The sequence below is a fragment of the Methanoculleus sp. UBA291 genome, assembly GCF_002499755.1.
Lineage (GTDB): Archaea > Halobacteriota > Methanomicrobia > Methanomicrobiales > Methanoculleaceae > Methanoculleus > Methanoculleus palmolei.
Genome location: NZ_DANC01000021.1, coordinates 41,648 through 56,887, shown reverse-complemented (window position 1 = coordinate 56,887; position 15,240 = coordinate 41,648). Strand labels below are relative to the sequence as shown.

At 61.6% G+C, this 15,240-nt stretch carries 11 protein-coding genes; 6 read left to right on the top strand and 5 right to left on the bottom strand.

The features are described from left to right. Positions 1 to 23 precede the first annotated feature (23 nt). Both BP737_RS05095 and polX read left to right on the top strand, forming a co-directional pair. Entirely contained in the window at positions 24 to 1,763 is a 1,740-nt protein-coding gene (locus BP737_RS05095) for an ATP-dependent DNA ligase (protein ID WP_292410204.1), read from the top strand. A 2-nt stretch (positions 1,764 to 1,765) separates the two neighbouring features. Then, on the top strand, positions 1,766 to 3,499 hold the full coding sequence (gene polX, locus BP737_RS05090; protein WP_342685981.1) for a DNA polymerase/3'-5' exonuclease PolX: 1,734 nt from the start codon (positions 1,766 to 1,768) through the stop codon (positions 3,497 to 3,499). Positions 3,500 to 3,530: 31 nt separating this feature from the next. On the opposite strand, the gene BP737_RS05085 is transcribed toward polX, so the two are convergent. The 3 genes from BP737_RS05085 to BP737_RS05075 form a co-directional block, all read right to left on the bottom strand. Continuing rightward, a complete protein-coding gene (locus tag BP737_RS05085) occupies positions 3,531 to 3,968 on the bottom strand; it encodes an FKBP-type peptidyl-prolyl cis-trans isomerase (protein WP_292410200.1) in 438 nt (145 codons plus the stop codon). A 33-nt stretch (positions 3,969 to 4,001) separates the two neighbouring features. Then, positions 4,002 to 4,685 carry an FkbM family methyltransferase gene (locus BP737_RS05080; RefSeq protein ID WP_292410198.1) on the bottom strand — a complete coding sequence of 228 codons (684 nt, stop codon included), beginning with the start codon at positions 4,683 to 4,685 and terminating at the stop codon, positions 4,002 to 4,004. A gap of 972 nt (positions 4,686 to 5,657) precedes the next feature. Further along, complete coding sequence (locus BP737_RS05075) at positions 5,658 to 7,271, bottom strand: DEAD/DEAH box helicase (RefSeq protein WP_292410196.1); 1,614 nt, start codon at positions 7,269 to 7,271, stop codon at positions 5,658 to 5,660. Between the two features lie 168 nt (positions 7,272 to 7,439). Here BP737_RS05075 and BP737_RS05070 point away from each other — a divergent pair, with 168 nt between their 5' ends. After that, positions 7,440 to 8,183: a uracil-DNA glycosylase family protein gene (locus BP737_RS05070; RefSeq protein WP_292410194.1), complete on the top strand. Its 744-nt coding sequence runs from the start codon at positions 7,440 to 7,442 to the stop codon at positions 8,181 to 8,183. A gap of 5 nt (positions 8,184 to 8,188) precedes the next feature. Here BP737_RS05070 and BP737_RS05065 read toward each other — a convergent pair whose 3' ends face one another. Beyond that, complete coding sequence (locus tag BP737_RS05065) at positions 8,189 to 8,875, bottom strand: Hsp20/alpha crystallin family protein (RefSeq protein ID WP_292410193.1); 687 nt, start codon at positions 8,873 to 8,875, stop codon at positions 8,189 to 8,191. Positions 8,876 to 9,919: 1,044 nt separating this feature from the next. Between BP737_RS05065 and BP737_RS05060 the strand changes: the two genes are divergently transcribed. Then, positions 9,920 to 12,307, top strand: a complete 2,388-nt coding sequence (locus BP737_RS05060) for a heavy metal translocating P-type ATPase (protein ID WP_292410191.1) — start codon at positions 9,920 to 9,922, stop codon at positions 12,305 to 12,307. 80 nt (positions 12,308 to 12,387) lie between these two features. Here BP737_RS05060 and BP737_RS05055 read toward each other — a convergent pair whose 3' ends face one another. Beyond that, on the bottom strand, positions 12,388 to 12,756 hold the full coding sequence (locus BP737_RS05055) for an ArsR/SmtB family transcription factor (protein WP_292410189.1): 369 nt from the start codon (positions 12,754 to 12,756) through the stop codon (positions 12,388 to 12,390). A 227-nt stretch (positions 12,757 to 12,983) separates the two neighbouring features. On the opposite strand from BP737_RS05055, the gene BP737_RS05050 reads away from it, so the two are divergent. Both BP737_RS05050 and BP737_RS05045 read left to right on the top strand, forming a co-directional pair. Then, positions 12,984 to 14,162 carry a pyridoxal phosphate-dependent aminotransferase gene (locus tag BP737_RS05050; protein WP_292410188.1) on the top strand — a complete coding sequence of 393 codons (1,179 nt, stop codon included), beginning with the start codon at positions 12,984 to 12,986 and terminating at the stop codon, positions 14,160 to 14,162. 177 nt (positions 14,163 to 14,339) lie between these two features. Next, positions 14,340 to 15,140, top strand: coding sequence for a sulfite exporter TauE/SafE family protein (locus BP737_RS05045; RefSeq protein ID WP_292410187.1), 801 nt, complete (start codon positions 14,340 to 14,342; stop codon positions 15,138 to 15,140). Positions 15,141 to 15,240 lie beyond the last annotated feature (100 nt).

The window sequence follows — 15,240 nt, the reverse complement described above, 5'->3', positions numbered from 1 at the left end:
GGCAGTGAAGAAACCGGTCAGCCGTGAAATTTGCAACCCTCACCTCCTGCTTTGAGCGGCTTGAGGCGACATCGTCCCGAAACGAGATGACCGCACTTCTCGCGCGACTGCTCGCCGGGGCGGAGCCGGACGAGATCGGCATCGTCTGCTACTTTGTGCTGGGAGAGATCGGTCCGGGCGCCAGCGATCTGAATCTGGGCCTCGGGGACCGGACCACGGCGGCGGCGATCGCTCTTGCGGCCGGAACCGATCCGGCTTTCGTCGAGGCGGCGACGCGGGAACTCGGCGATTACGGCGACGCCGCATCCCGGTTGATCGAGGCCCCGGCCACAGGATCGCTCTCGGTCGCCGACGTCCACCGCGGTCTTGTCGGGATCGCCCATGCGTCCGGCCAGGGTTCGGCGGAAGAGAAGAAAAACATCCTCGCACGGCTGCTCACCGCCGCCACGCCGCCTGAGCGGCGTTACCTGGTCCGGCTCGCCACCGGGGAGATGCGGCTCGGCGTCGGGGATATGACGCTCCTCGATGCCCTTGCGGAGGCATACCTGGGATCGAAGACGGGGCGCCCGCTCCTCGAGCATGCCTACAACGTATCATCCGATATCGGTTTTGTGGCCCGGACGCTCCGGGTGAAAGGGCCGCCCGGGGTGCAGGCAATCACCATCGCCCTGCACCGGCCCGTCCGGCCGATGCTTCCCCAGCGGGTCGCCAGGATCTCGGAGATCCTCGAGCGGATCGGCTCTCCCGTCATCGCCGTCGAGGAGAAGTACGACGGCGAACGGATTCAGGCGCACAAGGACGGCGACGACGTCACCCTCTTTTCGCGGCGGTTGACCGACGTCACCGACCAGTACCCCGATATCGTCCGCCGCGTCCGGGGCTCCGTTACGGCGAAGACGGCGATCCTCGACGGCGAGGCGGTTGCGTTCAACCATGAGGCCGGGACCTATCAGCCGTTCCAGACGCTGATGCGGCGGCGACGGAAGTACCGGGTCCGGGAGGTTGCCGGCGAGATCCCCGCGACCTACCGGGTCTTCGATCTCCTCTACGTTAACGGCGAGTCCTGCCTCTCCCGGAGTTACCCCGACCGGCGGGCGATACTCGAGGCGGTCCTCTCAGGGGACGACCGGATCTCCGTCGCCGACCGCATTGTAACAGGGGATACCGACGGGATCACGGAGTTCTACAGCGCCTGCATTGAACGCGGGCTCGAAGGGATCGTCTGCAAGTCGTGCGCAAAGGACTCGTTTTACCGGGCGGGAGCGCGGGAGTGGCAGTGGATCAAGTGGAAGGGGGACTACGCTCCCGGCCTTGCCGATACGCTCGACCTTGTCATCGTCGGCGCCAGCGCCGGTCGGGGGAAGCGGGCCGGGACCTACGGTTCGGTCCTCTGTGCCGCCTATAACCACGAGGAAGACCTCTTTCAGACGGTCTGCGGCATGGGCACGGGTTTCTCTGACGAAGAACTCGCGGGCCTCCCCCGACGGCTCGCCGGTGCGAGGACGGACCGGCAGCCGGCGCGGGTGATGGTGAACCCGCAGGCGGCACCCGACTTCTGGTTCGTGCCGGCCCGGGTCGTGGAGGTGCTCGGGCTTGAGATCACCGAGAGCCCGGTCCATACCTGCAACTGGGACCCGGAGCGGCGGCGGGGGCTCGCCCTCCGGTTCCCGCGGTTCGTGCGGTGGCGGGACGAGAAGAGCCCGGAACAGGCGACGACGACCACCGAGGTCGCGGCCATGTTCCGCCGGCAGCGGGAGGCGTGACGGTGGAGAATCTTTCGCAGGTGACCAATATAGAGGTCGCGGCGGTCCTCGACGAGGTCGCGGACCTCCTGGAGATCAAAGGCGTCCGGTTCAAGCCGCAGGCATACCGGCGGGCAGCCCGGGCGATCGAGACTCTTCCGGAGGATATCGCCGACGTCGCGCGGGAGGGCGACCTCGATGATATCCCCGGCGTCGGCAAGAGCATCGCCGAAAAGATCCGCGAGATCGTCGAGACTGGCCGCCTCGCTTACCTCGCGTCTCTCCGCGAGGAACTCCCGGAGGGCGTGCAGCACCTGGTCCGGCTTCCCGGGATCGGGCCGAAGAAGGCGGTCTATCTCGCCCGGGAACTCGGGGTCCGGACCGTCGACGACCTGGAGGCGGCGGCAGCGGCCGGCCGGATCCGCGACCTCCCCGGGTTCGGGGAGAAGACCGAGCAGAACATCCTCGAGAGCGTCCGGATGAGCCGGACCGCAAAAGAGCGCCGCCTTCTCGGGTATATCCTGCCCGTCGCCCGCGATATCGAACGGCGTCTTTCGTCGCTCACGTCGGTCCGGCAGGTGAGCCTTGCCGGTTCGATACGGCGCAGGAAGGAGACGGTCGGGGACGTCGACGTCCTCGCGACCTCTTCGCGCCCGGAGGAGGTGATGGAGGTATTTTCCACCCTTCCGGGTATTGAGCGGGTTCTCGCCCGGGGAACGACGAAGACGTCGGTGGTGCTCGCGACCGGGATCCAGGTCGACCTCCGGGTTGTGGAGGACGGGCATTTCGGGGCCGCGCTCCAGTATTTCACGGGTTCAAAGGAGCACAATATTGCTCTCCGGAAACTTGCTGTTGCGCGAAACTGGCGGCTGAACGAGTATGGGCTCGTAGACCTTGCAAGCGGCAGGACGGTCGCGGGCGAGGACGAGGGCGGGGTCTACCGGGCTCTCGGTCTTGCCTGGATCGAGCCGGAACTCCGGGAGGACCGCGGCGAGATCGAGGCCGCACGGACCGGGACCCTGCCCGACCTCGTCGGCTACGACGCGATCCGGGGCGATCTCCACGTCCATACCCGCTGGAGCGAGGGCGCTCACTCCATCGAGGAGATGGCGGAGGCGGCGCGAGCACTCGGCTACAGGTACATCGCCATCTGCGACCATTCAGAGGCCCTCCATATCGCCCGCGGCCTCTCCCCCGGGCGCCTGGCCGACCAGGTGCGCGAGATCGAGCGGATTAACCGGGTGGCCGGCGATGATTTCACCGTCCTCTCCGGCACCGAGTGCAACATCGGCATGGATGGGAAGCCGGACCTCCCGGACAGCGTCCTCGCCGACCTTGACGTTGTGGTGGCGAGCGTTCATTCCGGGTTCAAGCAGACCGAGCGGGAGATGACCGGGCGGGTTATCACGGCGATGCATAACGACCACGTCGACATCATCGGCCACCCGACGGGGCGGATCCTCCTTGAACGCGAGCCCTACCGGATCGATCTATCTGCGGTCTATGATGCCGCAACAAAACTCGGTGTCTTGATGGAGATCAACGCCTTTCCGTCCCGTCTGGACCTCTCCGACGTCAACTGCTTCGCGGCCCGCGAGGCGGGAGTCCGGTTCTCGCTCGGTTCGGACGCCCACAGCCGGGAGAACCTCCGCTACATGGAGTTCGGGGTCGCGACCGCCCGGCGAGGCTGGCTCTCGGCGGACGATATCGTCAATACCCACCCGCTTGCGGGGTTGAGAAGAGTTCTGCGGACATAAGAGTGGGCCGGTGGTCACCGGTTACCCGCTCTCATGCCGCGTTGACGACATCCATGAGGCGGATGTCGAACGTCAGGGGTTTTCCGGCCAGCGGATGGTTTGCGTCCAGCGTCACGGTCGAAGTCGAGACGTCGCTGACGACGACGATTGCCGCCTTGCCGTCCGGCTGCTGGATCTGGAGTTGCTGGCCCGGCTCGGGGTTGATATCTTCGGGGAACTGCTCCCGGTCTACGGTAAGCGTCATGTCTTCACGGTGCGGACCGTATGCCTCTTCCGGGGGGATCGTGGCGGTCTTTGTCTCTCCCGGCGTCATGCCGATCACAGCCTGCTCGAACCCGGAGATAATCTGTCCGTTGCCGATGGTGAACTCCAGAGGCTCTCGTTCGTTGGAACTGTCAAAGACCGTGCCGTCTTCCAGTTTCCCGGTGTAGTGCACCTTGACGGTGTCGCCTTCCTTTACCTGTGCCATACTGCTTCACCGGCGGGGTGGTGATCCTGACTCCTATTTATGCGTGTCGACCGAATCCTGGTTATCGGCGGAGACGGGAACTCCCGGCATTTGAGGGCGAAGATGTCGTTTGCCGTTCTTGCGGGCGGCGTGCAGGATCCCCATCACGCCCCGCACATCGTAGCCCGGGGTCCGGTCGATCGTAAAGTCGTAGTGCTCCCCGATGTAGTCGAGGAGCGCCCTGTTCACCGGCCCCCCGATCGGGGGCATGTGAAGTTCCATCTCGATCCGGCGCACCCCGTCGAGGGCCCCGGGCCGGATGGACCATTCCGCACCCTCGCAGTCGCACTTCAGGAAGTCGCAGCCCCTGGCCGTATCGATGAACTCCTCGAGGGTCCGGGTTTTCACGGCGAGGGTCCGGTTTCCCCAGGCGATCCGCCTTACGCTTCCATCGCCGAGCGCCCCGTCGAACACCGTGACGTCGACGCCGTTTGCTCTGACATTCTCCCGGAGTGCCTCCGTGAGGATTGGTTCGACGGCCAGGACCCGCCGGGATCTCCGGGCGGCCCGAATGCAGAACGCACCGACGTTCGCCCCAATATCGAGGACTCTCTCGTCCGGCCGGATGTCGTCGATGCGGTATTCGCCGACGACGTAGACGGCATCGGCCGAATCCGGCATCCTCCTGAAGGTTATGTCGTCGTAAGCGACGACCGATGTAACATCCTTTCGGGCCATTGCATCAGGTAGCGTTTGGTCCCTTGCCTATATGGGCGTTCCTCCCCGGGATTGCCATGGTGCTCCCCTGCCCGGCCCCGCACGGAAGGTCCGAATCCATGCTCTCCTATTATCCTTTTCGCGTGCCCATTTTACCATGAAACAGGTATAAATCAAATTTGATCGCTGTCAAACGACGTTTGCTTTTGATAACCGCTTAAGTCAGTATAAATTATTATCTCTCACGCATTGATGCTTCAGGACGAAGGCAGGCAGAAGGCCCACGACACCTGTAACCGTTTTTCGAAACTATCTGTGTGAGATGATCGTCGCAAAAAAGCTCTCCGGGCGCGGTCCATGCCTGCCCGCATTGCAGGCTCGTCGTGGACCGCGACCCGAACGCAGCAATCGGTCTACGGGACTGCAATTCAGAGGGAGGGTGTCCCCGGGGACGACCTCGAAGGAGCAGTCACATGGACTTCACGGTCTCGCGTCTCCTAACTTCAGATCGGGTTTCCAGGAGGGCGTGACGCGTCGTCTGGTCACCCGTCAACGCCCTCTGGATGCAGGGTCGGCAGCACAGGTTGTCTGAACCCGGTCAGAGGCTTACAGCACACCATGGTATTCGTATCTCTTGTGGGTGATATGAGTTTATTGGGCAGGTCTTACCGGGAGGATGCACTTGGTGATGAGACTTTCGGGAGATTCAGTGATTGCATCTCGTATCCGTTGACGCCACCACCCCCTTCGATGACAAAATACGTATTCTAGGATATAATCCTTTCTCCTATGGGAGGGGGCGGTGCCGGTATGCCGGGAAACCCCCCATACTTCCGGGCTGCCGTGAAGCACCCCCGTCAACCTTTACCAAATGAATTCCAGATTTCGTGTAAAAGCGTTCCGAATAAGCCGGAGTGTGGTTCAGCGGCCTTTCTCTTCACGTTGCCCGATAAAAGAGGTGCTCCGGAATGGAGCCAGCCCGCATGCTCTTACTTACCGCCTGTCCCAAGATACGTTGCTCCCCGGCGCTCCGATGATCTCGATCGGCTGGGTCAGTCGGACCCTTGCGATGGTTTTCCCTTTCATTCCCTCAATGACCTGGTCGGCGAGGTCGAGGGGGAGATCGACCGTGGAGTATGTCTCGTAGATATTGATTGCTCCGATTGCGGTCCCGGGAATCCCGGTCTCGCCTGCGAGTGCTCCGACAATATCTTTGGGCCGGATCTGGTGCTCTTTTCCGACCGGGATCTTGAGGAGAGCCAACCCCTGAGCCGGTCCGATCTCCTGCGGCAGGACCTGGTTCCTGTCGCCCGGACTGCTCCCGGCAAGCTCCATCTTCAGGAGGGCCGCGGCAACCTCAAGTGAGGTGTAGTCTTCGGATATCTGGTCGACGAGGTTCATGTAGTGTTCAAGGTCGCCCTCCTCTATGATGTGCTGTACCCGGTCGATGAGTTTCCGTGTCCGGCTCTCCTCAACATCTCCCTGTGTTGGGAGCGGGATGCGGGCGATCTTGATCCGGGTGTAGTCCTGGATCGTCCGGAGTTTGAAATACTCTTTCGGGCCCACGAACGTGACGGCCCGTCCGGTGCGGCCGGCACGCGCTGTCCGGCCGATCCGGTGGATGTAATATTCGATGTCCTGCGGGACGTCGTAGTTGATGACCAGGTCGACGTCCTCTACATCGATGCCCCGCGCGGCGACGTCCGTGGCGACGAGAATGTCGATCGTCCCCGCACGGAACTTTGCCATCACCCGGTCCCGGAGGGTCTGTTTCATGTCCCCGTGGAGTCCTTCGGCGAAGTAGCCGCGGGCCTGGAGGTGCGTGGTCAGTTCGTCGACGCCCTTTTTGGTGTTTGAGAAGACGAGGGTCAATTCCGGGTCGTACATATCGAGCAGACGGGTGAGGACTTCGAGTTTGTCTCTATTCCGCACCTCAATGTAGAGTTGCTCGATCTGCGGGACGGTCACCTCGCGCCGTGCGACAGAGATGAACTCGGGGTTCTTCTGGAACTTCTTCGAGATATCGAGGATGGGTTTCGGGAGGGTGGCCGAGAAGAGAACCGTCTGGCGGTCTTTTGGTGTTTCGTCCAGGATCTTCTCGATATCTTCACGAAATCCCATATCCAGCATCTGGTCGGCTTCGTCGAGGACGACCAGGCCTACCCGGGCAAACGAGAGCGTCCCGCGGTCGAGGTGGTCGAGCACCCGGCCGGGGGTCCCGACAACGATCTGGACGCCGCGTTGCAATGCCTTGAACTGCCGGTCTATCGGCTGGCCACCGTAGATCGGGGTGGTGCTGATGCCCTTGTGGTATTTTGCCAGGCGGGAGAACTCTTCGGCGGTCTGAATGGCGAGTTCTCGGGTGGGAGAGAGGACAAGAACCTGTGTCGCCCGGCTGTCGGGGTCGACGCGCTCAATTGCCGGGATGCCGAACGCTGCCGTCTTTCCTGTCCCGGTCTGGGCCTGGCCGGTCACGTCGCGGCCTTTGAGTATCATTGGTATTGTGCGTACCTGGATCGGCGTGGGCTCCTCAAAGCCCAGGTCTTCTATCGCCTGGAGTGTCTTTTGCGAGATATTGAAATCCTGAAAGGTAACGTTATTTTCCATTCTTTCATATCTTGGTGTTTATGTATCTTTATCTTGTGGGGGTGACGGGGGCGCGCAGCAGATCTCAGTAGCGTGAGGATGAAGAATACAGGGCGTGTGTCCGTGTATCGTATCGCGTGTGGTGCCTTCCTGAAAGATATATCACTTCTGCGAAGCAAACCTCCTGGAATGGATGTCAAAAACCCTCCGCCGGTGAGCGCCGCGAGGGTTCGGGAGGTCTACCGCCGCTACTCCGTCGGTCGCCCGGATCTCTGCGACGTCATCCTGCCGGAACTCCTGCCTCACGACGTTTGCAGCGCATACTGCAGGCCGCCCGACCGCATACGGGTGCTCTTCGTCGCCGAATCCCCACCCTGGTCTGCCGGGCGGCGCGAGGTTGCCGCACCTTCCGACTGTCTGAATCCCGACTACCCCTACTTCTGGAACGGCCGCTACGACGTGCGACATCGCGGGGGACGCGCTCCGCTCTCCCTCGGGTTTGCGGAAAATTTGTTTCTGCTGCTCGGGCTTAACGGCGAATCGCGCCGGGAAAACCTTGATCTCTTCACCGGGAACGGCTTCTTCCTTGTCGATACCGTCAAGTGCGTCTTCCGGAAGAACCGGAGGGCGGCCGTTCCCGGAGGCCTCGTCCGGTTGAGCGCGCGGGAAATTCTCGGACGGGAGATCGCCGGTCTCGCCCCCGGATACGTCGTCGCCCTCGGAAGTACGGCATTCGCCGGGCTTCGCGAGATCGAGCCCTATGCGAATGCCCTCGCCGGTGTCAGGACGATTACAGAGATCTCCGGAGACCTCCGGGAGGTCCTCTTCGAGGAGAATCACCTTCTCTGTCTGCCCTATCCCGGCTGGCGCAACCGGGGCCGGATGGATCTTATCGAGGCGGGATTTTCAGCCGTCCGGGACCTTGCGGCCTGACCGCCTCACCGGAACGTCTTTTTCCCCTCTTCGTACATCCTCTCCTTCTGTCGACGGAGTTCTGCGGCCTTCTTCTGCTCGTCGGGGTCTCCTTTCTCCTCGATCTTGATCTTCTGCGCTTCTTCCATCAGGTCGCTGCGACTCCGGTACCCGGACGGCCTCATCTTCTCCCTGTCCTCCCGGTACTCTTCCTCAATCTGTTGCCGGTGCTCCTGTGCGACGGATTGGCCGGCCGGTCCGCCCACTGGAATCTCCTCGCCGCGGGCCTCGGCGGCTTTCTTCAGCCGCACCTCGAGAGTCCCGTTTTTAAACGTGGCGCCCGCCCCTTCGTCCTTGACATCGGTTGGGAGAGAGACCGTCCGGGAGAGAGAACCGATCCTCCGCTCCCGCATATGGTATCCTGTCTGCTCCTTTTCGCTTGCCTCCTCCCGCCGGGCGGCGATCCGGAGCGTCCGCGGGTCAAGGAGCCGGACGGTTATGTCTCCTCTCTCAACGCCGGGGAGGTCGGCAACGACCACGACGTCGGTGTCGTGTTCGAGGACGTCGACCATCGTCCCGGCCCCGCCGGGGAGAGGTGGCTGCTGCGCGGTTCGTGAAAGGTTCTCCATCATCTCGGTGAACTGCCTCTGCATACCCGAGAGCATATCTTCAAACTCGCTCCATGGTTCGCGTGCCGATCTTCTCCACGCCATGATAGTTCTTCTCCTGCCTGCTGGCGGTCTTCTGATTGCAGACACTTCGTATATATGTTCCTGTGCGGGGTGTGGGGCGGCCGGATTGAACGCGTCTCCCTTCAAAAGACTGATCCGGAGTATGGGTGATGCCTATGGGGAACGTGAAGGAAAATTCATGCCCATGGCTTCTGCAGCCCTGTATCCCCTGAAGTACGACCCGGAACTTCCTGGGCGGGCGCCGTGAAGATGAGGGAACCGGCGAGTGGACAGAAGATGTTCATATAGGCAGTCTTCGCGTTTCTCTTCCTGCCAGATACACCTGCATGTGCCGCCTGATCCGGCAGATCTTACCGAGTTCTCGTCGGTCGAACCTGTGCCCGGGGATGAATTCATATACTCGATATGTGAATATATATTCATATTTGTGGTGTATCGATGAGAAGGGACTGTTTATGTCTATCGGAGAAGACCGAAAGGACCTGCGCTCACGCCGTTGCGGACGTCGGGACGGCAACTCTGCAAACGAAGAGATGAGCCCTGCACCGGAAGCCCGGAAATTGGGCGGGATATTCAAACCGCCGAATACAGCCGGGGCGAAGACATTGCGAGTCATATCTCCCCCGGAGGCACACGCCTGCGATACCGGTGTCATTGTGTCAACGAGACCGCCGGCAGCATTTCATCGACTACGGCCGTTGCCCGGTGTACTCCCGGTCGACCGCCGCCGCGGGGAAAGATCGCCCGGGTATTCTTTAACCAGCGAACACGTCGGCTCGTTGCTGTCGCAGGATATCAAACACATCGGATACGGGCCGGAGTAAAACAATGGCCCATAATCATTCATCACCGGATGATGAAGCGGAGAAAACCGCCTGCCGGTGCGGCTGCCGCCCGGATTCGTCGGAGCAACCCCCCGAATCTGATCCGGCAGCAGCTTCCGATTGTTCTCTGCCGGAAGACTCCACGGCGACCGCCGGGGCGGGTTGCGACTGCTGCCCGGACGAAGAGCCCGCACAACCTGCGTCCGCCGAGCCCGTTTGTGACTGCTGCCATGAGGGTGACATGCACCGACACGCGGGTCCCGGGGCGGCAGCCGCTGCCGATGCTCTGACCGACACATTCGCCGTGGACGGTCTTGATTGCGCCGATTGCGCCGCTACGCTCGAAAAGGGCATTGGAAGACTCAACGGCGTCATCGATGCAGACGTCAACTTTGCTACGGCAAAGATGAAAGTGACCTACGACCGGGTGCGGATCCGGCCGGAGCAGATCGAGAAGGCGGTCGGCGGTTTCGGCTACCGGGCCACGCTCCTTTCCGCAGACGCCGGCCATCCGGAGGTCCGGCGTTCGGTGTTCCGGCTCTCCGGCCTCGACTGCGCCGACTGCGCAGCCAACCTGGAGAGACGGGTCGGCGCGCTGGAGGGAGTACGCTCGGTGCAGGTCAATTTTGCCGCCAGCAAAATGACGGTGGAGCACACCGCTCCCTTTGCCGAGATCCTGAAGACGGTGGGGCAGGCCGGGTATAAAGCCGAACGCGAAGAAGCGGGTCGGCACCGCCCGGAAACCGGGATCTCGTGGTGGGCCCACCGGCGCACCCAGGCAACCGTCGCCTCCGGCATCATACTGGCGGTGGCCGGTGCCCTGGACCTGCTGGGTTTCAGCGACCCCATCGTGATCCCGCTGTACGCCGCGGCTACGATTGTCGGCGGTTACAGCACGGCAAAACGGGGACTGTACGGCCTGCGTTCCCTCACCTTCGACATGAACCTTCTCATGACCGTCGCCATCATCGGGGCGGCGGCCATTGGGGAGTGGAGCGAAGGGGCAACCGTTGCCTTTCTCTTCTCTCTCGGCAACACCCTCCAGACCTATACGATGGATAAGACCCGGCAGTCTATCCGGACGCTGATGGATCTGGCCCCGCCCGACGCTCTGGTGCGGCGCAACGGGGTGGAGCAGAGGCTGCCGGTGGAGGAGGTTGCCGTCGGCGACCTGATCATCGTCAAACCCGGAGAGCGAATTGCGATGGACGGCACGGTGAGGAGCGGTATGTCGGCCGTCAACCAGGCGATGATCACCGGGGAGTCGCTCCCGGTGGAGAAGGCAGCCGGCGATGCGGTGTATGCCGGGACCGTCAATGAACACGGCGCTCTGGAGGTTGAGGTCACCCGGGTCGCCGCAGATTCGACGCTGGCGAAGATTATGCACCTTGTGGAGGAGGCCCAGGCCCAGAGAGCGCCTTCGCAGCAGTTTGTCGATCTCTTCGCCAGGTACTATACCCCGGCGGTCCTGCTTGCCGCTGCCGGAACCATGGTCCTCCCCTGGCTGCTGTTCGGTCAGGACTTTGCGTACTGGTTCTACACCGGGCTCGTGCTGCTGGTCATCTCCTGCCCGTGCGCCCTGGTCATCTCGACGCCGGTGTCCATCGTGTCGGCGATCGGCAACGCATCCCGTAACGGCGTCCTCATCAAAGGCGGCGCTTACCTCGAGCAGATGGGCGCCATTCAGGCCATTGCTCTTGATAAAACCGGCACCCTGACCCACGGCCGCCCGGTTGTTACGGATGTCCTGCCGCTGGGTGAACATACCGAGCAGGACTTCCTGGCCATGGCGGCGGCCGTCGAAAAATGGTCGGAACACCCCCTGGCCGTGGCCATCGTCGAAAAGGCCGGGAGTTTACCCCTGCAGCCGGCAGTGAATTTCAAGGCTCTGGTCGGTCGCGGCGCCCGGGCTGACGTCGACGGGCAGACGGTCTATATCGGGAATCTGCGTCTCTTCGAGGACCTGGGTTTGAACCCGGCGCAATATATGAACAGGGTGACCGGGCTGGAAGAGCAGGGCAAGACGGTCATGCTGGTCGGCTCCGGGGGTGCAATCTTCGGCATGATTGCAGTGGCCGACACGCTGCGCGGCAGCGGCAGGGATGCCGTCCGGGCCCTTCGCCGGGTCGGCATGAAGCACATCGCCATGCTGACCGGCGACAATCGCCGGGTGGCCGGCGCCATAGCAAAAGACCTCGGCCTTGATGCCTACTACAGCGACCTGCTGCCGCAGGACAAAGTGGCTGCCGTGCAGAAACTGACGAAAGAGTTCGGCACCGTCGTGATGGTGGGGGACGGCGTCAACGACGCCCCGGCGCTGGCAGCCGCCAACGTCGGTGTTGCGATGGGTGTGGCCGGCTCGGATACGGCGCTGGAAACGGCCGATATCGCCCTGATGTCCAACGATCTGGGGAAGCTGGCCTATGTGATCGACCTGAGCCGCAGGACGGTGACCGTTATCAAGCAGAACATCGGTTTTGCCATCATGGTCAAACTGGTATTCGTTGCCCTGACGTTTCTCGGGTTCGTCGATCTCTGGCTGGCGGTGCTTGCCGACATGGGGTCGTCGCTTCTCGTTACCTTGAATGGCATGCGTTTGATGCAGGGGGTAAGCCGATCAACTACATAGAGACTGACGCGCTGCAAACAGGTCAGTTTTGATTTTTTTTTCTTGCTGGACGGGCTAGGGCCGCTCCGGCGAATCTCTTGTTATTTTTGTCGGACGTGGTCGAGCCCATGCTGCAGCAGAACGGCGATAGTCTCGTCGTTCAGCGAATACTTGGCCATGGTCCCTTCTCTGCGATACTTGACCAGGCGGGCCCCGCGCAGAAGACGGAGCTGATGCGATACCGCCGATTGCGCCATCTGCACCACCGCTGCAATATCGCAGACACACAACTCGCGCTTAGAGAGAGCGTATAATATCTTAAACCGGGTCACATCGCCCAGAAGCCGGAATATTTCTGTCGCATGCTGAATGTCTTCCTCCGGCGCCATCTCTTTTTTTGCCTGACATATCGTTTGAGGATGCTCGCACACCTCTTCGCACATATCAAAATCGCAGGGGGACTCTTTCATTACACCACCTGAATATGTGGTCGTATAAAATATATCCTTTCTCCGCAGATACGCTGAACCACAACCCGCAATCTCATCGGTCGTTCTTTCGTTCGGGATGATAACGAGTGATATTGGTTGTTTGAGGGAACTTTCAGAATGATTGCGGCAAAATTTTCTCCTTTCCCCGGAACTATTTCTCTTTATGATCAATATGCCAAGGTATGAGAGATGTGGGGTGTAGCGGCTTGTCTCCTGCACCATACACTGACTGCGGGGCGATGGAGCCCTCCCGGAGGTCCCGTGCCGACCATTTTTCCGAGTCGGTCATCCGTGAGATGACGCGGCTTGCGATAGCGAATAACGCCATCAACCTTGCCCAGGGATTTCCCGATTTTCCGTGCCCGCGGGAACTCAAGGATGCGGCCTGTGCGGCGCTTCATGCCGATGTGAACCAGTATGCGATCACCTGGGGGGACAGGTCCCTTCGGGAAGCTCTTTCCCGGAACGTGGAGGCGTACAATCGGATGCAGTTCGATCCGGAGACCGAGATCACCGTGACGTGCGGCTCAACGGAGGCCATGATGGCCTCCCTCCTTGCCCTGATCTCGCCGGGCGACGAGGCGGTCATCTTCGAGCCGTTCTACGAGAATTACGGGCCTGATTCCGTCATCTCCGGGGCCGTACCCCGGTTCATCCGGCTGAAGGCCGATTTCTCTCTCGACGAGGAGGCCCTGAAATCCGCGTTTACCAAGAAGACCCGGGTCCTCATCCTCAATACCCCGAACAACCCGACCGGGAAGGTCTTTTCCGGGCAGGAGCTGCGGCTCCTTGCCGATCTCTGCGTCGAGAACGATGTCGTCGCGATCACGGACGAGATCTACGAACACATCCTCTATGGCGGGCGCAAGCATATCTCGATCGGCTCGCTTCCCGGGATGGAGGAGCGAACGGTCACGATCGGGAGTTTCTCGAAAACCTACAGCGTTACGGGCTGGCGGGTCGGGTATGCCCTGGCCCACCGGGACCTGACGGCCCGGATCCGGAAGATCCATGACTTCCTGACCGTGGGAGCCCCGGCTCCCCTCCAGCGTGCCTGTGTTGCAGCGCTGGATCTCCCTCCCTCGTATTACCGGGACCTTGCGGCTCTCTATGACCGGAAACGAAAGATCCTCTTTTCGGGCCTGACAAAAGCCGGTCTCCGGTGCCGTCTCCCGGAAGGGGCCTACTACATCTTCGCCGACATCTCGGAGTTCGGGATGAACGATACGGAGTTTGCCCGGCACCTCGTCGAGAATGTCGGTGTTGCAGCGGTTCCGGGGAGTTCGTTCTTCCGAGACGGCGGGGAGAACCGGGTCCGGTTCACCTTCTCAAAGAAGGATGAGACCCTCCTGGAGGCCACCCGCAGATTGGAGCAACTGAATTGACCTTTGTGGGTCCTGAATGACTGAGAAGACGTACTGGGACAAAAGGCCCCCGGCGGATCTACGGGAGGCCCCCGCTTCATCCCCGTTCACGGCGCATGACTTTGGGGTCATACCGGGGGATAACGGGTTCCCCGTTTTTAAGCCTGCAAGGACGGAGCCGAGCAGGATGACCAATCAATGATTCCGTCTTTGATCCAGCTCATCCTCGCGTTCATCATTGCAACCGGTATCGGCGGGGTCTCCGCGATCCTCGGTCTCGGCGGAGGTTTCCTCGCCGTCCCGACCCTCACGCTCCTCTTCGGCCTTGACCTGAAGACTGCAATCGGGACGAGCCTTGCCGTGGCCCCCTTTACCGCGCTATCGGGGGGCATCGTCTACGGGCGGCAGGGGAGACTGTGCTGGAAGACGATTGCTGTTGCGGCAGTCCCCTGCATGGCGGGAAGCCTCATCGGGGCTTTTCTGACGGGTTTCGTCTCCGACGGCACCCTTACCCTTCTCTTCGGAGCCGTTATGCTGATCCTTGCGGCCCAGATGGTCCTTCCCGGCCTCTCCCTCGTCCCGGCGATCGTGAAGGGCCCTTCCTTCTGCCAGGCGTATTCTTCGGATACCGAGGAACTCCCGGAGGTCAGGATGTATTACCTCCACCTCGGTATATGGGGGCTCGTGGCCGGGGCCATGAGCGGGGCAACCGGCCTTTCTTCGGGGATTGCAATGGTCCCCGCCATGATCTCGGGGGGGCTCCCGGTCCACGCCGCGGTCGGGACCTCAATGGCGATCATCTTCGCGACCTCGTCGACCGGGGCCCTGGCCCATATCGTGCAGGGGAACTACTCGCTGCAGTATTTTGTATCGTACGCGATCGGGGTCTCGCTCGGGGCGTTCGCCGGGGCGCAGGTTGCGGCAAGGATACCGGCCCGGACAATCCAGCTTGTCTTCGGCTTTTTGATCGCAGCGATCGGGATCTTCATGATGATCTGAAGTTTGCAATAAATTTTGCTTCAAGTGGATGTCTGTTCATTCCGGGGCTGGTTTCACCCTGCTCTGAAGAGACGCCTCATCGGGAGGTAATCGCTCGTTC